The organism is uncultured Holdemanella sp. (genome assembly GCF_934754935.1).
Lineage (GTDB): Bacteria > Bacillota_I > Bacilli_A > Erysipelotrichales > Erysipelotrichaceae > Holdemanella.
The window spans coordinates 61,328-80,644 of sequence record NZ_CAKVJB010000002.1 but is presented as its reverse complement, the minus strand read 5'-3'; the positions used below and the strand labels follow the sequence as shown (position 1 = coordinate 80,644).

General features: G+C 31.5%; 22 protein-coding genes. All 22 read left to right on the top strand.

Annotated elements, in window-relative coordinates; genetic code table 11:
- The first annotated feature begins 523 nt into the window (after positions 1–523).
- A complete protein-coding gene (locus Q0E86_RS01050) occupies positions 524–2,203 on the top strand; it encodes a DUF6908 domain-containing protein (protein ID WP_295750438.1) in 1,680 nt (559 codons plus the stop codon).
- Positions 2,200–3,141, top strand: coding sequence for a DUF3991 and TOPRIM domain-containing protein (locus Q0E86_RS01045; RefSeq protein ID WP_295750441.1), 942 nt, complete (start codon positions 2,200–2,202; stop codon positions 3,139–3,141). Before Q0E86_RS01050 ends, Q0E86_RS01045 begins: the two co-directional genes overlap by 4 nt.
- 125 nt (positions 3,142–3,266) lie before the next feature.
- On the top strand, positions 3,267–3,560 hold the full coding sequence (locus Q0E86_RS01040) for a type II toxin-antitoxin system RelB/DinJ family antitoxin (protein WP_117992559.1): 294 nt from the start codon (positions 3,267–3,269) through the stop codon (positions 3,558–3,560).
- On the top strand, positions 3,550–3,864 hold the full coding sequence (locus Q0E86_RS01035; RefSeq protein ID WP_295750444.1) for a type II toxin-antitoxin system RelE/ParE family toxin: 315 nt from the start codon (positions 3,550–3,552) through the stop codon (positions 3,862–3,864). Before Q0E86_RS01040 ends, Q0E86_RS01035 begins: the two co-directional genes overlap by 11 nt.
- A 66-nt stretch (positions 3,865–3,930) precedes the next feature.
- On the top strand, positions 3,931–4,479 hold the full coding sequence (locus Q0E86_RS01030) for a hypothetical protein (protein ID WP_186999249.1): 549 nt from the start codon (positions 3,931–3,933) through the stop codon (positions 4,477–4,479).
- A complete protein-coding gene (locus Q0E86_RS01025) occupies positions 4,463–4,792 on the top strand; it encodes a hypothetical protein (RefSeq protein ID WP_295750446.1) in 330 nt (109 codons plus the stop codon). The genes Q0E86_RS01030 and Q0E86_RS01025 overlap by 17 nt, the downstream gene beginning before the upstream one ends.
- An 86-nt stretch (positions 4,793–4,878) precedes the next feature.
- Positions 4,879–5,577, top strand: coding sequence for a DUF5688 family protein (locus tag Q0E86_RS01020; RefSeq protein ID WP_295750448.1), 699 nt, complete (start codon positions 4,879–4,881; stop codon positions 5,575–5,577).
- 17 nt (positions 5,578–5,594) lie between these two features.
- The gene (locus Q0E86_RS01015) at positions 5,595–5,804 is read left to right on the top strand and encodes a hypothetical protein (RefSeq protein WP_117924936.1); all 210 of its coding nucleotides are present in this window, start codon (positions 5,595–5,597) and stop codon (positions 5,802–5,804) included.
- Positions 5,805–6,020: 216 nt separating this feature from the next.
- Positions 6,021–6,380, top strand: coding sequence for a plasmid mobilization protein (locus Q0E86_RS01010; protein ID WP_295750451.1), 360 nt, complete (start codon positions 6,021–6,023; stop codon positions 6,378–6,380).
- Entirely contained in the window at positions 6,353–7,690 is a 1,338-nt protein-coding gene (locus Q0E86_RS01005; protein ID WP_295750454.1) for a relaxase/mobilization nuclease domain-containing protein, read from the top strand. The genes Q0E86_RS01010 and Q0E86_RS01005 overlap by 28 nt, the downstream gene beginning before the upstream one ends.
- On the top strand, positions 7,687–8,409 hold the full coding sequence (locus Q0E86_RS01000; RefSeq protein ID WP_117992567.1) for a PcfB family protein: 723 nt from the start codon (positions 7,687–7,689) through the stop codon (positions 8,407–8,409). The genes Q0E86_RS01005 and Q0E86_RS01000 overlap by 4 nt, the downstream gene beginning before the upstream one ends.
- Before the next feature lie 5 nt (positions 8,410–8,414).
- Positions 8,415–8,621, top strand: coding sequence for a hypothetical protein (locus tag Q0E86_RS00995; protein WP_117924928.1), 207 nt, complete (start codon positions 8,415–8,417; stop codon positions 8,619–8,621).
- Complete coding sequence (locus tag Q0E86_RS00990; protein ID WP_295754098.1) at positions 8,608–10,395, top strand: VirD4-like conjugal transfer protein, CD1115 family; 1,788 nt, start codon at positions 8,608–8,610, stop codon at positions 10,393–10,395. The genes Q0E86_RS00995 and Q0E86_RS00990 overlap by 14 nt, the downstream gene beginning before the upstream one ends.
- On the top strand, positions 10,373–10,678 hold the full coding sequence (locus Q0E86_RS00985) for a glutamyl-tRNA amidotransferase (protein ID WP_295754097.1): 306 nt from the start codon (positions 10,373–10,375) through the stop codon (positions 10,676–10,678). Before Q0E86_RS00990 ends, Q0E86_RS00985 begins: the two co-directional genes overlap by 23 nt.
- Positions 10,679–10,692: 14 nt before the next feature.
- The gene (locus Q0E86_RS00980) at positions 10,693–11,523 is read left to right on the top strand and encodes a hypothetical protein (RefSeq protein WP_117924922.1); all 831 of its coding nucleotides are present in this window, start codon (positions 10,693–10,695) and stop codon (positions 11,521–11,523) included.
- A gap of 164 nt (positions 11,524–11,687) precedes the next feature.
- Positions 11,688–12,803 carry an ATP/GTP-binding protein gene (locus Q0E86_RS00975; protein ID WP_117924920.1) on the top strand — a complete coding sequence of 372 codons (1,116 nt, stop codon included), beginning with the start codon at positions 11,688–11,690 and terminating at the stop codon, positions 12,801–12,803.
- Positions 12,793–13,572, top strand: coding sequence for a hypothetical protein (locus tag Q0E86_RS00970; protein WP_295644688.1), 780 nt, complete (start codon positions 12,793–12,795; stop codon positions 13,570–13,572). Before Q0E86_RS00975 ends, Q0E86_RS00970 begins: the two co-directional genes overlap by 11 nt.
- A gap of 42 nt (positions 13,573–13,614) precedes the next feature.
- Positions 13,615–13,848, top strand: coding sequence for a hypothetical protein (locus Q0E86_RS00965; protein ID WP_117992571.1), 234 nt, complete (start codon positions 13,615–13,617; stop codon positions 13,846–13,848).
- Positions 13,835–14,263: a PrgI family protein gene (locus tag Q0E86_RS00960; protein ID WP_117992572.1), complete on the top strand. Its 429-nt coding sequence runs from the start codon at positions 13,835–13,837 to the stop codon at positions 14,261–14,263. Before Q0E86_RS00965 ends, Q0E86_RS00960 begins: the two co-directional genes overlap by 14 nt.
- Positions 14,205–16,541 carry a VirB4-like conjugal transfer ATPase, CD1110 family gene (locus Q0E86_RS00955; protein WP_295750468.1) on the top strand — a complete coding sequence of 779 codons (2,337 nt, stop codon included), beginning with the start codon at positions 14,205–14,207 and terminating at the stop codon, positions 16,539–16,541. The genes Q0E86_RS00960 and Q0E86_RS00955 overlap by 59 nt, the downstream gene beginning before the upstream one ends.
- 161 nt (positions 16,542–16,702) lie before the next feature.
- The gene (locus tag Q0E86_RS00950; RefSeq protein WP_295750471.1) at positions 16,703–18,184 is read left to right on the top strand and encodes a lysozyme family protein; all 1,482 of its coding nucleotides are present in this window, start codon (positions 16,703–16,705) and stop codon (positions 18,182–18,184) included.
- A gap of 785 nt (positions 18,185–18,969) precedes the next feature.
- On the top strand, positions 18,970–19,311 hold the full coding sequence (locus tag Q0E86_RS00945; RefSeq protein ID WP_295750474.1) for a hypothetical protein: 342 nt from the start codon (positions 18,970–18,972) through the stop codon (positions 19,309–19,311).
- Positions 19,312–19,317 lie beyond the last annotated feature (6 nt).

Sequence of the window (19,317 nt, the reverse complement as noted above, 5' to 3'; positions counted from 1 at the left end):
TTACTTGGAACCATTCTTGAAGTCTACAAAGATTTTGAGAATCGTTTTTCCCTCGTTGAAACTGGACTTTCTGCTCTAGAAATGGTAAGAAAAGCAAGTATGTATAAAATAGGTCGTTTCAATAAGCGGGATATTCGGGAACTTTGCACCTCACTTAGCAATAGCTCAATAGAAAATGTGTTTAGAGATCTTATTTCATTAGGAGAAATAAAATTGGAAAATTAGTGCTATGTAAAAATTTAAAAAGTTAAAAGATTCTTAGTTTGAAAAGCATACAGTTTGTAAAATGAAAATACTATTGAAATGGAGGCTATATTTGCGTGAGTAAGGAAATAAAATTGGGATTCTCTGAAGAAGCAAAATAATATTGGATTGAAAAATCTCATGAAGTTTTTAAACCACGTTGATTAATGGAAGAAGAGAAAAGAAAAGTTGAAAAAATATTAAAAGAACAAGAGGAAAAGGAGCGTCTATATGAATAGATGCTTTTCTTTTTGCTTGATTTAGGGAGGATGGTGATGTAATGGCAGAATTTAAACCTCAAGATGAGAAAACTAAACAGGCTTTTTCGATGATTGAGCAGGGAGTAAAGGATGTTTATTCTTCTGAATCTTTTAAACGGTATCTATCCTGTTTAAGTAAGTTTCATAGTTATTCCTTGAATAACACATTATTAATATTGTCGCAGAAGCCGGAGGCTAGTTTGGTAGCTGGATATCGTGCCTGGCAGACAAACTTTAATCGTCATGTAAATAAGGGTGAAAAAGGATTGATGATTCTAGCTCCGGTTACAACGAAAGAAGATAGATTAATGAATAAACACGACGAGAATGGAAATGTGATTTTAGATGAATCTGGAAATCCAGTCCAGGAAATGCGTGTAGTTAATCTGACTCATTTTAAGACAACGACAGTCTTTGATATTTCACAAACTTCAGGAGATCCTCTTCCATCTTTAGTGCATGATTTGACAGGTTCTAGTAATGAAGTGAAAGCAATTATTCAAACTATACAGTCTGTATGTACAATACCAATTGAATTTAAAACAGAAACTGAAGATCTTAGTTTTATGACTGGGGCTAAAGGATATTATTCGCCAAGGAAAGATAAGATTGTCATTAATAAGGATTTAGAGGATTTACAAACCGCAAAAACATTAATACATGAGTATGCTCATAGCATACTTCATAAAGAAACTGATAAAAACCAAAGCCAACGAGAAATTGAAGCAGAATCGTTGGCTTTTGTTATTTGTGATCATTTTGGAATTGATACTTCTGAATATTCATTTGGCTATATCGCGTCTTATGCCAACAAGGATTACAGTGAATTGAAATCTATTTTAGTAAACATTCAGAGTAAAGCACACGAAATGATCGAACTAATAGAACCTGTGTTTAAGGAGAATTTGCATATGTTAGAAAAGGAAAATCAATATATTACTCCAGTGGAAATGGAAGAATTGAATCATGATATTGTACTTAAAATTGTATCCATGATGGAAAAGTATAAAGAAGTTATGTCAGATTCAAATATTACAACCTCAGATATTCATGAAACGATTGATCAAGAAATATCGAATCTTTTAACAGATAACAAAGAATATAGAGTACAAGATCATTTGTATCAGAATAATGAAGTCTATCAATTTGCTTTGCATAGTGCTTGTTATGATGCATTTATGAATGAAGAATTTGATCCAAAACAATCCTGGTTTATGGATCATTCGATTGAAAGAAGAAACTATGAGTTATTCGAAAAAATAGCCAGTCCGTTATTAACAAACAGTGCATATTATATGAAATATGGAACACCTAATTATATGGATTTAAATATCGAAATTATTGGTGATGATCGATTGGCTATGGCTCATAACTATGTTTTAAATGGTGATGTGATGGCTGATCCAGATGTCGAATTTACTGTCGATAAAAAGAACAGGATGCTATATCCACAGACCTATCAGCAGGATTCACTTCAATACTTTGAAAGAGTAGATGGAGATTCAACTCGTGCTCGAGAACTGAATCATTTTATGCATGAATGGCTCACAAATGTTGTTGATCAAAAGTATAAAGTACAAACTATTTATACGGAAGGCAAAGAACTTTCTATCAAAGAAAATCCAAATGCCGTAAGAAGCTTTTGTAAACAGAATGGTATTGGAATGGTGGCCCCTAAACTAAAGGAGTTGGAAAAATGAGCAAAAAGTTTATTCGGAAATCGGTTCTTGAAAATGTTAGGACACTATCGGCATTTGATTATTTAAATAACTATCATCCTTCACTATTAGTAAAAAATGGAAAGAAGGATTACTATCATAGAGAACATGAATCATTGCACTTTTCAAACGGTAAGTGGTATTGGTGGTCGCAAGGTGTAGGTGGTACGACTGCATTGGATTATTTGATTGCTGTAGAAGGATATGATTTTAAAGAAGCGTGTAACTATTTAGCAAGTTTAATGAATATTAGTGATCCAGTTGTTACGTATTATCATAAAAAAGAAACTAAACCATTCGAGCTTCCTGAGAAAGATAAAAACAATAATTTAGTGATTCGTTATTTGTGTGAAACACGAAAAATAGATAGAGAAATTGTTGATTATTTTATTTCTAAAGGGATGCTTTATCAGTCAGCAAATTTTCGAAATGCTGTGTTTGTTGGATACGATGGTGATATGCCTGCTTATGCATTTAAGCGAAATATATTTAAAGATTTTAAATTAGAACATACAGGAAGCAATAAGGCTTTTAGTTTTAATTATCAAAATAAAGAAAGCAATGTTCTTCATGTTTTTGAAGCAGTCATTGATTTGTTGTCTTATATGACACTATTAAAAATGGAGGATGTTGATTACAAGTCTTTTAATTACTTATCTTTAGGTGGAGCTTGTGAAAAGATAGCAGCAAAGACGGAAGCTGATATGCCAATAGCATTAAATGCCTTTTTAGAAAGAAATCCCAATGTTCAAATTATTGTTTTGCATTTGGATAATGATGAAGTAGGTAGAGGTGCAACACAAAAGATTATGATGATTGCAAGACGTAAATATCAATGTTTTGATAATCATCCTGTGAACTTTAAAGATGTAAATGAGGAATTAATTCATAAAAGTCTGTTGCTATCGACTGATTTATAAATTTGACAAATGAATCATTCAGATCCTATTGGATACAAAATAATGTAACTGTAATTAATAAGTAATACTTTTTATGTACAATAGCAATGAAATTGCATATAATTTAAATGTGGAGGTGATGCTGTATGTCTACTATTCAAGTAAGGGTGGATGATGATTTAAAGTCTAAGGCAGATGCATTATTTAAGGAATTAGGTACAGATACAACGAGTGCAATTCGCATGTTTTTAACTCAAGCAGTTGCTTATGATGGAATTCCTTTTGAAATTAAAAAATTCAATAAAACAAAAGAAATGAAAATTATGACAGAAGATGAGTTTTTGGATAGACTTGCTTCTTCTAGAGTTCAATCTAGAGAAGGCAAAGTAATAGATGCAGATATAGCAATAGATAGCATTAGAAATAAATATGGATTATAAAGTAATATTTACTGAAAATGCAATGGAAGATATGGATTCTATTGTAGAATATCTTCTTTTTCACTTGCGTAATATACAAGCGGCAAATCATTTTATCGATTCTGTTGAAAATGGAAAGTTCGTATTAAGTAATTCTGCTGAGTCATTTCAATTGTGTTTGAATCCGAGACTTCGAAGCAAGGGATATCGAAGATTGAATTTAGATAAAACTAAATATTTCTTATTGTACCGTACTGAAAATTCAATAGTTTTTATAGATGGTATTTATCATCAATTACAAGATTACGAAAATAAAATTAAATAATTTTTTTTTGAGAAAGTTTACGCTTTCTCTTTTTTATTACACAAATTTAGAAAGAGGTGGATTAATTTGAATAAACAATTTGATTTATTTCAAAAAATGAAGATCAAAGAGGTCTGTGAAAATATTAGTCGTATGACTTATGCATATATCAATCCAGACACAAAACAACCAACCGTAGTGCCATCAAAGCATTATAAAGATATTTTAGATCAGCCGGTTGAGGTACTAGTCAATGATCAGGTAAAAAAGCAATTTTTAAATATTATGTTTAAACAAATGAAAACATTAAAAGAGGAAGAACCCATCTTGTTTAATGAAACACTGTTGTTGATGGATTTGAATAAGACTCCAGATAGCTTGGAACTAAATGAAGAAGCAGCATTAAAGATAACGGCCACAGAATTAGTGGAAAGTGAGAAAACACAAAAGAAAAAATTCCATTTAGTTGATAATGCATATTTGGATTCATACGAAGCAACAAAGAATGATAGTGAATTGATGGCTCAGATATTTAAAGAGCAACAAAATGATCGTGTTTATTCTGTTGAATTAGATGAGATGGAAATGGAAAAACCTAAGTCAAAAGGAGGAAAAAAGAATGACTTACAACACTAGAATTTATAATTATTCAAATTTAAAAGCTGAAGACAAACAAATTGTCCAGGCACAATTGTTAATGTTTGAAACTGTAGAAGACGCAATTACAGAATATATGTATCGTAGAGAATCTTCTACAAATATTTTGGATGCAATTTCTTATGAAGAAGGAATTAAAGCTTTAGAACAAGTACAACAAAATATGTTTAGTGATATTGTAGAATATATTGTTTACGCAATTGACAGTTATGAAGAAGATGTGGACGAAGTTGATACACAGGATCCGCTTTTTGGCTTGTATCAAGAAGTTGAGGATATTGATAATGAATGATTTAGAAACGTGTGATTTTAATACAGTCAATCTTGAAAGATTGGCTTTTTATTTTGAAAAATTAGAAGAAGGAGAGGACGAATAATATGATTCACAATGATAAAGTTTTAGAAGATGTGAATGCATTACTTGATTATGATTCAGTAAAAGATTTTTTATTCATGAATGTAATTAATGCAGAAACTAATAAAGAAGAATTATCTATGGAGCCACATACAGTTATTGGAGATTTAGCGATTGTATATAGAGTGATGATTAAAACAACTGATGATCAATTTTGCTCAGCTAGAGTTACAAATGAAATGCTTGATCATTATGGTATTGATGTATCGCAATTGCACAATGATGCATTGATTTCATCACCAAATATGATGAAACCAGAAATTATTCCACTAGAAACATTGCTGATGGGAGTTCCAGAACAAGAAGCATGGCAAAATGAAGACAGGCATTTTGTAGTTTTGACAAATGAACATAGAACGGATGGAGCAGCAACAATTTTTTATTCCGGAGTTTTAAATAATCTGGCTGAAAAATTAGGACATGACCTTTATATTGTTCCTTCTTCAACAGATGAATGTTTAGCTTTATGTGATTCTCCAACATTGAATACGGATCGATTGAAAGAAATGCTTTTACTTATGAATGGTCCTAGTTTTATGGATCAAGATAAAAAGCTATCTGATATTTTATATCATTATGATAAGGATAATCATGTTTTAGAGAAATCAGATGATTATGAAAAGAGAATCAATAAGCAGAGATATTCACAATTACTTCATTAAGATTTGGAGAATTGAAAATGATTAAATACGAAGATATCGTTAAGCGAATTTCGTTTATTGAAAAAAGAAAAATTAAAAATGAGGAAAAGATAAAATTTCTAATAGAAGAAAATAATACCTTATCTTCAAATTTAAAATTACTAAATCAGAAAAAAGAAATGTTAGAAAAAATGAATCAGGATCTAGCAGATCTTATACCTGATAAGAAAAAGGCTGCAGACAATTAGTGTCTACAGTTGTAGCAAGCAACGTCTTTGGATATCCAAAGACAAGTATTTAGGGAACATCCCTAAGACCCTGAGCTATCAAAAGAGTTGGTAGCTCTTTTTTGAGGAGGTAAATTTAAATTATGAGTGCAATAACGATAAGTTTATTAAGTTTCCTTAGTGGTTTGATTATTGGAGTTTTCTACATTCTGTTTATTCAAGGTGCTTTTTATAAAGATGCGAAAAAGAAATAAACAATTTGTCATTCGCCTAACAGATAGTGAATGGAATCATCTTAATGAATTAGTGAAATATTCAGGACAATCAAGAGAATCCTATTTGCGTATGTGTATAAATGGCTTGATTCCTAGGCCGGCACCTAGTGTAGAACTAGTAGAAGTGATTCAAGTGCTAAGACAAATTGCAGAGAGTATAAACGGAATAGCTGGAGCAGTTTATAAACAAAATAAAATGGATGATTCAGTTTATATGGAAAATTATGAGGCGCTTCAAAAACAAATTAACGAAATTATGCTTTTGATTCGGCAACCTATCAATATGGAGGAATTATGGCAATCACAAAAATATGGGCAGTAAAGGATGATTTGAGAAGAGTTTTAAACTACATTGAAAATTCGGATAAGACAAAAGAAGAATTAAGCGATGGATTAAAAGAAGTGTTGGCATATACAACCCAGGGATATAAAACAAATGAGAAAGAATATATTACTGGAATTAATTGCGAACCTAGTACATCACTAAAGCAAATGATGAATACAAAGTTATCCTATAACAAGATGGATGGAAGACTAGCCTACCATGCAGTACAGTCTTTTAAGCCAGGTGAAGTAACGCCAGAAGAATGTCATTCATTAGGTGTGCAATTAGCGAAACAAATGTGGGGAAATCGATTTGAAGTCGTTGTATCTACACATTTAGATAAAGACCATTTGCACAACCATTTTGTTGTGAATTCAGTTTCCTGGGTAGATGGCATGAAGTATGATAACCGGAAAAAAGATATTGATCATTTTCGAGAATTGAATGATGCAATATGTAAACAGCATGGTTTGAATGTTATTGAAAAACCAGAAGGAAAAGCCATGAATTATGGAGAGTGGAATGCAGAAAAAAAGGATGGCATCTATTTTAGAAAAATTATTCGTTATGATGTGGATTCTGTATTAGCGTATGCCAGAACTTTAGATCAAATGAAATCAGGACTTGAAGATATTGGATATGTTGTTGATTTAACTGGCAAGCACTGGACTTTAAAACATCCACAGTCGCAAAGAAAGTTTCGATTTTATAAACTTGCTCGTGATGGTCGATATGACGAAGATCATATCATGGAACGAATCAACAACAATTATTTATTTCCAATGCAGCCAGTTAAGGATATTGTGCCATGTAAAGAATATCGTGGTGATCATACAAAATTAAAAGGAATCAAGGCTTTATATATTAGATATTGTTTTGAATTAGGAATTATTCGACCTAAAGGAAAACGACAGAAATATCCAAGTCCACAGTTAAGAAAGGATTTGATATACATGGATAAAATCACAAAGGAAAATACTTTTGTAGGCAAGCATAATCTAGAAACAATCGAAGATGTGCTTGCTTTTAAAGTATCTCTAAATAAAGAAATAGAATCTTGGATGAACCAAAGAAGATCCATCTACAATAAAATTAAAAGAACGCGTGATCCAAATTTGAAAAAACAATTAGAAATGGATCGTGATACGTTAACTTCTAAAATTGCACATGGGAAAAAGGAAATCAAAATATGCGAAGATATAGAAAAGAGAGTTCCCGATATTCAAGATAAATTAAAAATGGTGAATGCATTAGAAGATGAGCGTATTCAAACACAAAAAGAATATGAAAGGAGCTTGAATTTATGAACAGTGCAGATACTGCAGATCAAATGATGAAGATGACTTTAGAAGGTATACAGGTTGCTGCTGAAGTTGGTTTAAAAGCGGGCGGCATGGCAGCAAGATCTTTAGCTGTCACTTTATACGCTATTTTAAAAGACAATAAAAAAGTGAAAGGGAAAACCAATTTAAATAACTTATTAAAGTCGGATAAAGAGTTAAAGGTCTTTGCTATTCATCATTCGGATTTAAAAAAGTTTTGTGAAGAAGCAAAACATTACGGAGTTTTATATTCTGTATTGAAAGAAAAGAATAATACAGATGGAATTGTGGATATTATGGTAAAAGCAGAAGATGCTTCTAAAATCTCAAGGATGGTAGACAAGTTTGATTTAGCTACTATCGACACAAAAGCAATTCGTGAATCTGTATTATCACAACAGAGTATAGATGATGCTAAACCACTTAGTGATGAAGAGCATGATGCCTTATTGTCAAAGCTAATGGATGATAAGGAAAACCCCAACAAAGCTCGGACAAGCAAGGACGGTACTCCGTTCGAGCCATCTTCAAAAACATCGAAGAAAGAAAACAAGAAGAAAACCGTCGAAAGAAAAAGGTCAACAGCTACTACGGATAGGCCTTCTGTTCGCAAGGAATTGAAGGACATTAAACAGCAGCAAAATCTAAAATCTTCTGCACCTAAGTATCCAGTTAAGAAAAAATCAAAAAAGAAAGTGAGATAACGATTATGAGAAAATGGTTTAAGAAAAATGATGACGAAATAATTGAAATTCAGGTAGATGATACAGAGAGAAGAATTATTGTTAGGGCATTAGCTGATTTAAGAGATAAACAGCGATTAGCTCATAAGAACTATGATTTTTTAGATTCTCTTATTGTAAAGGTTTGTGATGCAGACCATCCATCAATAAAAGATCACTATGAGAGATGCTAAGAACGACGAATATTTATTTCTAGGCTTATTAATCATTCCTACAATATGGTTTGCAGTTTTGATTGCACCATATATGGATCAAGGACTCATTCATGCACTACCTTATCTAAGCGAAGCGTTGAATTATCCCTTTCAATTTCAATGGTGTGATAATTCTTTAAAAACGATTGGAATATTCCTGGTTATCTATGTTTTAGGAATTGGTATTTACTTATCCAATGAAAAGAATTACAGACAAAAAGAAGAGTATGGATCAGCTAGATGGGGATATATACGTTCTTTAGTGAAGAAACATTCGAATAAGGATTTCTTCGAAAATAAGTTGTTTACGCAAAAAACACGAATGGATATTCATGGAAAAATTAAAAACGTCAATCTTCATACGGTTGTGATTGGTGGTTCTGGTGCCGGTAAAACTCGATATTATGCTAAACCTAACATTATGCAGTGTAATACGAGTTATGTAGTATTAGATCCAAAAGGAGAAATTATCAAGAGCGTAGGTTATATGCTTGAAGATGAGGGGTATGAAATCAAAGTCATTGATTTAATTGATATGTCTAAATCATTGGGATATAATCCATTTCATTATATTCAAAGTGACAAGGATGTATTGAAATTGATCACGAATCTAATTCGTAATACAACTCCAAAAGGATCTTCTACAAATGATCCATTTTGGGAGAAAAGTGAAACAGCATTACTTGAAGCATTGATGCTATATTTATATCATTATGCGCCGGAGGATGAGCAAAACTTTACGATGGTAATGGAGATGCTGAATTATGCTGAAGTAAAAGAAGACGAAGATGATTATGAGAGTCCGTTGGATGAGTTATTTAAGCGTCTAGAAACGATAGATAGTAATTCTTTAGCACTTAAACAATATAAAATATATAAACAGGCAGCAGGTAAGACCGCTAAATCTATTTTGATTTCAGTAGGTGTAAGACTTGCTGCTTTTAACTTGGAAGAACTTGCATCACTTACTAGATATGATGAGATGAAGTTAGAGCAGATAGGCGAAAGAAAAACAGCCTTATTTGCGATTATTCCTGATAATGATTCAACATTTAATTTTGTCATCGGTATGTTGTATACTCAGTTATTTCAAATGTTATATTATCAAGCAGATTTTGTTCATGGCGGCCAGCTTCCAGTGCCAGTACATTTTATTATGGATGAATTTGCCAATGTTGCTTTACCAGACGAGTTTGATAAGTTGCTTTCGACAATGCGATCACGACTTATTTTTGTATCCATTATTTTACAGAACCTGGCACAGATCAAAGCGTTATATAAGGATACTTGGGAGTCAATTATGGGGAACTGTGATTCTAAATTGTATTTAGGCGGAAATGAACAAAGTACCCATGAATATATAAGTAAGGAGCTTGGAAAGGCAACGATTGATACAAATACGTATGGTAAATCAGAAGGTAGAAGTGGAAGTTTCACAACAAATTCTCAGAGAACTGGAAGGGAATTGTTAACTTCTGATGAAGTTCGTTTACTGGACAATAATTATGCTGTTCTATTTTTGAAAGGTGAAAGGCCTGTTCGAGATAGAAAATTTAATTTGTTAAAACATCCTCGTATTAAACAAACAATGGATGGAGGTCGTGAACCGTACATTCATGGACAAGTGAATCATTTTATTGAGGATTGGCAAAATATTCTTCTTAGTAATAATGAGTATGAATTATTGGATGTAGAAGAAACAGAAAACTATTTAAAGGAGATTGAAGAAGATGAAGACACTAAAAACGATTAGAAAAGTATTATTCTTTGCATATATTGCATTGGTGATTGTAGGAAACTTTGCAACACCGGTTTATGCAGCAAATGATCCGGTTACTGTTGTAAACAACTTCAGTGAATTTATGTTTGGACTTATCCGAGCGATTGGAATGATTTTGTTAGGCTTTGGAATTGTACAGGTAGGACTTTCTTTGAAAAGTCATGATCCGAGTCAAAGAGCGAATGGCTTTATGACGGTAGCCGGAGGAATTGTTATTACTTTTGCTAAAGAGATTTTGAATATTATTGTTGGATAGGGTGGTGATTTCTAGTGAGTGGAATCATAGATAACCTAACTAGTGCCATCAATACGTGGAATTCTAAATTAGCTGAAATATGGCTATTGTTAACAGAATCACCTGAAACATTTAAGGGTGGTGATATTTGGCAAATCATAGTTAAAATACATGGAGCTCTTCAAGCAATTGGATTAGCACTTCTTGTGCTATTCTTTGTTTGGGGATTGATTAGAACCTGCACAAGTTGGCAGGATGTAAAAAGGCCGGAACAGGCCTTTAAATTGTTTTTAAGATTTATTATTGCCAGGGGAATGGTGATGTATGGAATGGAATTAATGACAAAGATATTTGAGATAGTACAAGGCATTATTCAAGCAATCACTGAAACTGCAGGATTAGGTGTATCAAGTGAAACTGTATTGCCACAAGAAATCATTGATGCAGTAAGTAATACAGGATTTTTGGAATCTATTCCTTTGTGGGCAGTTACACTATTGGGATCTATATTCATTACAATACTATCGTTTGTGATGATTCTAACTGTATATGGAAGATTCTTTAAATTGTATATGTACACAGCTATCTCTCCAATACCCCTTGCAGCAGCAGCTGGAGAAAGTACACAAAACACAGCATTTACGTTTATTAAAAGTTATGCAGGAGTATGTTTAGAAGGAGCTATTATTGTTCTTGCTTGTATTATTTTTTCAGCTTTTGCGTCTAGTGCACCAGTAGTTGATACTACAGCATCTAGCGTATCTATGGTATGGAGCTATGTCGGTGAACTGATATTTAATATGCTGGTTTTAGTTGGTTCTATTAAAATGAGTGATCGTATAGTCAAAGAAATGATGGGTTTGTGATTTTTTACTTCTCAATAATTAAGATATAAATGAAATTGTGAAGAAATCTATTCAGAAGAAGATACCAAATACTAAAAATTGATAATGAATCTGATCTGTAAAAAAATTACAGTATCTATTGACCGTAAAAAAATTACGGTTATAATGAAGCTGAGGTGATACCAATGCTTAAACATTTCAGAGTTAATAATTTTAAGAATTTTAAAGATGACTTAGATATTGATTTTTCAGATGTGAATGGATATAAGTTTTCTCAAGATTGTATTACTAATGATTTGATTGGAAAAATGATTATTTATGGTAAAAATGGAAGTGGTAAAACAAATTTAAGTAAAGCTCTTTGTGATTTAAAAGAAACATTAACGATGTCTAATGATATGAAATCAAACCATTCTTTTATTTCAAATGCGAACTCTAATAACGAGATTACGACTTTTACTTATACCTTCCTATTCAATAATAAGAAAGACAAAGTGGTATATGAATATCAAAAAACAGATTTATTCAATTTAACCAATGAAGTATTAAATATAAATGGAAAAATCATCTATTCTTATGATTTTAATAAGAATAGATTTATAGAAAAAAGCGAAGACTATTTTCATAATTCAGATATTTTCTCAATTTATCAAAAAAATACTAATCCATCATTACCATTTGTACGCTGGTTAGTAAATAATGGTGCTGTAGAAAAGAGTTCGGTTTTTAACAAGATGTATGAGTATGCAGTAAAAATAACACAAATATTTACTCCTACAACTGCATTGATTCAATTATCAAGAAATGAATTAGACGAACTTGATCGTAATGTGAATGATTTAGAAGATTTTTTGAATTATATGGGTATTGAATGTAAATTGTCTATGGAAAAACTGCCAGATGGTAGTAAAGAGCTTTATTTTGTATTTAAAAATAGAAAAGTAGCCTTCTTAGAGAATGCATCTAGTGGAACATTGTCATTGTTTAATTTTTATATTCGGTTTTTAATGCCACATAAAGAAAGTTCTATTCTTTATTTTGATGAATTTGATGCCTTTTTTCATTTTGAATTATCTGAAAAAATCATCCAATATATTAAAGAAAAATATAAAGATTCTTTGGTTATCTTTACTACGCACAACACAAATTTAATGAGTAATAAAATTATGCGTCCTGATACATTGTTCATACTTTCAACAAGCGGAAAATTAACACCGTTATGCAAAGCGACGGATCGTGAGTTAAGAGAAGGTCATAATCTTGGTAAATTGTATATGAATGGTGAGTTTGATGAAGACTAAAAATATATTATTTATAGTCGAAGGTAAGAATGATGAGCCACGATTTATTGAGCAACTTTTATCAAAATGTTATCCAGCATCAAACTTTAAAATATATTCCTATGAAGCAAATTTGCATATGCTTGCAAGCAGGTTAGAAAATGATTATTTTGATTTTGAAGAAGATGAATTAGATATATTGCTATTTTTAAGGTCTTACGAAACAAAATATAAAAAAATCTTTGACTTAAAATATACAGATGTATTTCTAATATTCGACTTCGAGCCTCAGCATCCAGATTTGCATTTTGATACGATTCAAAAAATGATTCGGTACTTCAATCAATCTGATGAAAGGGGAAAGTTATTCATTAACTATCCGATGATGCAGTCTTATAGACATTTAAAAGCCCTACCTGATAATGTTTTTTTGCAGACTAGATTGTATAAACAAGATTTTAAACACTATAAAGAAATAGTATCAAATGAAAGCTTTAATAACGACATTTCAACATACGATTACACAACATTCGTAAGTTTAGCATTCCATCATTTAACTAAACTATTATTCATTCAAAATAAAGAGAATCGAGCACCGACAATGGATGATTATGATCATTTAAATTATGCAAAAATATTTGATATTCAATATGAAAACTTGAAAAACAATTTTATTTGGATAGTTAATACATGTATTTTAATTCTAATTGACTACAAACCAAAAAATTTCTTTGATCAAATCACAAAACATGAAACATCATTTAAATTACCCTATATCGAGCAGAGTTAATCTCTGCTTTTATTATGCCATTTTGGAGGAAAGGAAAATAACATGAAAGAATATATATTAAATACAATTGTACTAAAAACAGGAGATTCAATTGAAATAGTTGAACCTTCAACTTTACCTATGAAAGATAGGGTTATGTATAAGTTACAACATGAACAGGATCGAGTTGTGATTTCAAGAGAAAATGGGAAGATGGTGATTCCAATGGAGAATATTATGTTCTCATCATCTATCCCTTTGGACATTATTCATGAGGATTTTGATGATGAAGTCTAATTTTGAAATTAAGATCAATAAGGAAATACGGGATTATACGGAGAGTATATTTTTTGGCTTATCCCTTCGACAGAGCATATTCTCTATTATTGCTTGTGGGATAGCTTGTGGTATCTTCTTTTTGTTGAATGATACGCTAGGGACTGAAATAACTAGCTGGTTATGTATGCTTGGAGCAGCACCATTTGCTGCTTTTGGATTTATAAGATTTCAGGGTATGTATACAGAAGATATTGTTAAGACGGTATTTAATTCGTTGTTATTATCGTCTAGAGATTTAATCAATAAACCATTTAACTTGTATGATGAGGTTTTTGAGCCAATGATTAAACAATCAAGAAAGGAGTCAATTGTACATGATAAAAAGTTACGAAAGATTGAAAAAGCAGAACAAAGAAAGAATAAGAGTGCCTAGGACAGTGCAGGATACCATCCCAGTAGATTCAGTCTATAAGGATGGTATTTTTCGTTCTGGAAACAGATACACAAAGAGTTATAGGTTTTTGGATATTAATTATAAGATTGCATCAGGAGAAGATAAAAATAATTTATTTCTAACATATAGTGATCTACTAAATTCTTTTGATCCATCTGTAATGACGAAAATTACCATTAACAATCGAAAAGTGGATATTAAAAAATTTAAAGAAGATATTTTAATTCCATTAAAGGAAGATGGTTTGGATAAGTATAGAGTTGAGTACAACGATATGTTATTGTCCAAATTAGCTGAAGGTGATGATATTATCCAGGAAAAATATATTACTGTTACAGTTTTTAAAAGTAATATAGAAGAAGCCAGATTTACTTTTTCTCGTATAACTGCAGAATTTTCAACTTTATTTTCTAGACTAGGAAGTTCTTGTATTGAATTGGATGCAGAAGAACGGTTGAAGATATTGCATGACTTTTATCGTAAAGAAACGGAGGAATTCCAATTAGATCTATCCGATTTAGCTAGGAAAGGACATTCTTTTAAAGATTTAATTACTCCAAGAATGTGTAAATACCACAATAAGTATTTTGAATTTGATGGTAAATATGGTCGTGTTCTTTATTTAAATAATTATCCTGGTTTTTTGAAAGATGAATTTGTATCAGAGTTGTGTGACTTAAATAAAAACTTGATGTATTCAATGGATATTATTACAGTGCCAACAGATGAGGCAGTCCGAGAAGTAGAAAATAAATTCCTTGGTGTTGAAAAGAATATTACGGATTGGCAAATGAAGCAGAATCGTAATAATAACTTTTCAGCAATCATTCCATATGATATGGAATTGCAACGTAAAGAATGTAAGGAGTTCCTGGATGATTTGATTGTAAGAGATCAAAGAATGATGCTTTGTAACATTACGGTTGTGCATTTAGCTGATTCTATTGAAGAATTAAATAAGGATACAGAAACATTGAAGGCTGTAGCTCGTAAATATGTTTGTGAATTGGAAACATTGTATTTTTCAAAAAGGCAATTAGATGGTCTACAAACAGTATTGCCAATAGGGGTCAACAAATTAAATATCACGCGCACTTTATTAACCGAAAGTGCGGCTGTATTCATTCCTTTTAGAGCGCATGAGATTATGCAAAAGGGTGGGGTTTGGTTTGGCCAAAATGCGATTACAAACAATCCTATTCTTTGTAATAAGGCATTGCTTCAAAATCCTAACTCTTTCTTTTTTGGTATTCCAGGATCCGGGAAATCATTCTTAACAAAAGAAGAAATTGAATTCTTGATCTTATCTACAGATGATGACATTATCATTGCAGATCCAGAAGGAGAATATGATTCCATAATCAATGCTTTAGGTGGACAGATTATTCGTATTGGTACAAACAGTACAGATTATATTAATGCGATGGAAATGGTAGAGGGATATGGCGATAGTGGAAACTCAATTGCCGATAAATCTCAATTTTTGATGTCTGTATTTGAAAATTTAGATGCTAATCATGGCGGTATTACACCAATTGACAGATCTATTATCGATAGATGTGTAACGCTAGTTTACCAGGAAGCAAAAACCAATGGCTATGTACCAACGTTAAAACATCTTTATAAAAAGTTATTGGAGCAAAATGAACCAGAGGCTAAATCTTTAGCTATTAAACTAGAATTATTTACAAATGGATCATTAAATATATTTGCTCATGAAACGAATGTAGATATCAAGTCTAGAATTTTATCGTTTAATATTTTTAATTTGGGAAAACAATTAAAAACATTAGGCCTATTGGTAATTACAGATGCCATTATCAATCGTGTGAATGAAAACTGGAGAAAAGGGAAACGTACTCATATCTTCATTGATGAGATTCATGTTATTTTTGAAAATGAAGAAAGTGCAACATTCTTTGCCTCGGCCTGGAGACAATTCCGTAAAAGAGATGCATATCCTACAGGGATTACACAGAATGTTAAATATTTATTATCGTCTCAGCAAGGAATTAGTATGTTATCCAATTCTGAATTTATTGTCATGTTGAATCAATCGGCAAACGATAGAGAAGATTTAGCTAAATTATTGAATATTTCAGAAGAACAGATGAGCTATATTACAAATGCTCCTACCGGATGTGGATTGATTAAGTATGGTGGATCTATAGTTCCATTTGTAAATAAGATGCCAAGAGGACTATTGTATGATTTAAATACTACAAGGCCAGGAGATAAAAAAATAATTGTCCAATAAATACAAAAGACTCATTAAAAAATTAGATTTAATGAGTCTTGTTTATGTATAAAATGTTGAGGTATCAGCTAATTCAGAACAAGATATTTTCGAATACATCAACAAAGTTTTGGAACAATTAAAGTAAGCAAGTATTAAAGATGTTAAAGGGGTTGATGTAGATGAAAGATATAAAGACAAAACAGAAAGTACTATCCATAAAGACAAAGAATGTTAAAGGGAATGTGAATCATTTTATTAAGCAGCAAACGATTCATACAAGAAATAAGGAAGAAGATAAAAAGGTAGAACAGTCTGTTAAAACAAATCCGAATGTACAAGCTACGAATAACGTTAGTGAAGTCGCTAAGCAGACGTTTATAGAATCAAAGCAGCGTGCTACAAAATTTATTAAACATAAGCATAGAGAGTATAAGTTCAAAACTACAGATAAGAAGGCATTAAGTGAATCAATACCGGTGAGCCATCAAAGAATTACTTATGTATCTAAGGCAAAGCATCATGTTGTAAACAAAATAAATACTTCTAAGATTAAACAAACAGCGGATAAAGTAGTAACACAACCGGCTATTAAGAGTACAAATAGAGCAATAAAAACATCAATAGAAGTGGTCAAGAAGAGTGTATCAGCGATGAATACACTTTTTTCTTTTGGAACAGGATTGATTTTATTACTTGTTGTTACTTTGTTTATTGGAACATTTAGTGTGCTGGCACAAGATGGGGGATCAAATAGTGAAATTGTTTCTCTAAGTGATGAAGTTATTGCGTATGAAGATACAATTCGAAAATATGCAAAAGAATATGATATTGAGGATTATGTCACATTATTACAGGCAATTATGATGCAGGAGTCAGGAGGGAAAGGCAATGATCCAATGCAGGCAAGTGAGTCAGGGTATAATACAAAATATCCTAGAGTACCTAATGGAATTACGGATCCTGAATATTCTATTGAAGTAGGAACACACACTTTTTCTGATTGTTTAAAGAAAGCAAAAGTAAAAAATTCATCCGATACAGAACGTATATATTTGGCTTTGCAAGGATATAATTATGGCTCTGGCTATATTAAATGGGCAATTCGTAATTTTGGTGGATATTCCAAATATAATGCACAACAGTTTTCTGATAATAAAAAGCAAGAGTTAAATGTATCCGGCTATGGTGATCCTTCTTATGTTGATCACGTTATGAGATATGTAGGGATTACTTTTAGAGGAGGTACAAATCCTAATTTTAATAATTTAGAAGCCTGGGTGACAAGGAATCCTTATGCACAGGCTGGATTATATGGACAATGTACATGGTTTGCTTGGGGACGATTTTATGAATTATATGGATATGATCCAGGTTTTAGCGGTGATGGAAGTAGTTGTGTGAAGGAATTGGTGGCAGCACATCCTGATAAATTCGAACGATCTTCTTCGCCAAAAGCCGGTGCAGTGTTCTCTGCTATTGGACATAATCATGTTGGTATAGTCATTGCAGTAAAAGATAATACCATAACTGTTCAAGAAGGAAATCTTGATGGTATTACAAATACATTTCAAGATGCAAAAAAGGATTGGCAAACAAAATCCTATACGTTAGATCAATTAAGATCTATATATGGTGGAGTGGTGTTTGCTAACCCAAAGTAAAAGTGGCGGGAAATTATCATCTCCAAATATTTTATTTACAAGTATATTTTAAATGATGAAAAACTATTGTTACAAAAATTATTAACATTTTGAATATAACGAATGGTTTTGTTGCTTTGCACTTCGTACTCAATTAGCTAAAATCAAAAATGTAAAAAAACCTTATCTAAACAACGTTTGGCTATTTTACTATTGGAATGTTAAACTCCCAAAATGATTCATTTTAATGCTTTTTATCTTGACATTATTAGCATATCTATGTGAGAATTAATGTAAAGATAACGTTATCTAGCATTCTCATAATAATTTAAAAGAATATAGATTATTGAGCAGAAAGCAATAAAATTTTATGTATTAATATTTTTTATGATTGTAGCTTATTTGTGTATCAACTAATTTATGACTATAAAACTGTACTGCTTGTATAAAACGAAAGATTTATATGAGGAATAGTTTATCTCAGAATGTAGTCATTGGTCCAAAAAATTGGTATTAAAATTCCACTGCTTACCAGTGTTAAGAAGTAGGCTTGGTTTTATAAAGATTATTACGATTGATATAAAATCAGTAGATATATTTTTCAGTCTCAAAATATATCGTATCTTCTGAGTTTATTATCGTTATAGCGTGCCAGATATAGGTAAAGTATAGAAAACATAATAGAATCAGAATCAACTGATTTAATCATCAAAATAAGCAGAAGATACTTAAATAAGAACTTAATGGTGAATTTTTGTCTATTGATTATGTAATACAAACTAAAGAAAGGATAACAGGAGGAGAAAATGAAAAAACTACAGAGACTTTCTATAATCATGCTTTCTATAATCGCACTTGCTTTCCCATTTTCAATATTAGCGGATTCTAAAAATATTTCTCACAATAGCAAAATCAGTTTACAATACGGAACTGCTGAAACTTCGTGTTTGGATTCAATTGGAAGTTATTGGCTATTTGGAAAAGCATACAATACTAATAATTATATAAGCGGTTCTATTATTTATAATGGTTCGATAATGGCATCTGGGCAAAACGGTAAATTTAGTACTGAATTCAGTGTAAATTGGAATCCAAAAACAGCTTATTCGCACTCACATATTGCCTCTTCAGGATTAAGAACTAGATAATCAAAA

Bases quoted from the DNA above. Each gene is read 5' to 3' on its own strand.
- Q0E86_RS00985 (WP_295754097.1), top strand. From the start codon at position 10,373: ATGAAGACACTAAAAACGATTAGAAAAGTATTATTCTTTGCATATATT.
- Q0E86_RS01035 (WP_295750444.1), top strand. From the start codon at position 3,550: ATGGATTATAAAGTAATATTTACTGAAAATGCAATGGAAGATATGGAT.
- Q0E86_RS01045 (WP_295750441.1), top strand. From the start codon at position 2,200: ATGAGCAAAAAGTTTATTCGGAAATCGGTTCTTGAAAATGTTAGGACA.
- Q0E86_RS01040 (WP_117992559.1), top strand. From the start codon at position 3,267: ATGTCTACTATTCAAGTAAGGGTGGATGATGATTTAAAGTCTAAGGCA.
- Q0E86_RS00965 (WP_117992571.1), top strand. From the start codon at position 13,615: ATGAAAGAATATATATTAAATACAATTGTACTAAAAACAGGAGATTCA.
- Q0E86_RS01005 (WP_295750454.1), top strand. From the start codon at position 6,353: ATGGCAATCACAAAAATATGGGCAGTAAAGGATGATTTGAGAAGAGTT.
- Q0E86_RS00995 (WP_117924928.1), top strand. From the start codon at position 8,415: ATGAGAAAATGGTTTAAGAAAAATGATGACGAAATAATTGAAATTCAG.
- Q0E86_RS00960 (WP_117992572.1), top strand. From the start codon at position 13,835: ATGATGAAGTCTAATTTTGAAATTAAGATCAATAAGGAAATACGGGAT.
- Q0E86_RS01015 (WP_117924936.1), top strand. From the start codon at position 5,595: ATGATTAAATACGAAGATATCGTTAAGCGAATTTCGTTTATTGAAAAA.
- Q0E86_RS01000 (WP_117992567.1), top strand. From the start codon at position 7,687: ATGAACAGTGCAGATACTGCAGATCAAATGATGAAGATGACTTTAGAA.
- Q0E86_RS00955 (WP_295750468.1), top strand. From the start codon at position 14,205: ATGATAAAAAGTTACGAAAGATTGAAAAAGCAGAACAAAGAAAGAATA.
- Q0E86_RS00950 (WP_295750471.1), top strand. From the start codon at position 16,703: ATGAAAGATATAAAGACAAAACAGAAAGTACTATCCATAAAGACAAAG.
- Q0E86_RS00970 (WP_295644688.1), top strand. From the start codon at position 12,793: ATGAAGACTAAAAATATATTATTTATAGTCGAAGGTAAGAATGATGAG.
- Q0E86_RS00945 (WP_295750474.1), top strand. From the start codon at position 18,970: ATGAAAAAACTACAGAGACTTTCTATAATCATGCTTTCTATAATCGCA.
- Q0E86_RS00990 (WP_295754098.1), top strand. From the start codon at position 8,608: ATGAGAGATGCTAAGAACGACGAATATTTATTTCTAGGCTTATTAATC.
- Q0E86_RS01050 (WP_295750438.1), top strand. From the start codon at position 524: ATGGCAGAATTTAAACCTCAAGATGAGAAAACTAAACAGGCTTTTTCG.
- Q0E86_RS01025 (WP_295750446.1), top strand. From the start codon at position 4,463: ATGACTTACAACACTAGAATTTATAATTATTCAAATTTAAAAGCTGAA.
- Q0E86_RS01020 (WP_295750448.1), top strand. From the start codon at position 4,879: ATGATTCACAATGATAAAGTTTTAGAAGATGTGAATGCATTACTTGAT.
- Q0E86_RS00975 (WP_117924920.1), top strand. From the start codon at position 11,688: ATGCTTAAACATTTCAGAGTTAATAATTTTAAGAATTTTAAAGATGAC.
- Q0E86_RS01010 (WP_295750451.1), top strand. From the start codon at position 6,021: ATGCGAAAAAGAAATAAACAATTTGTCATTCGCCTAACAGATAGTGAA.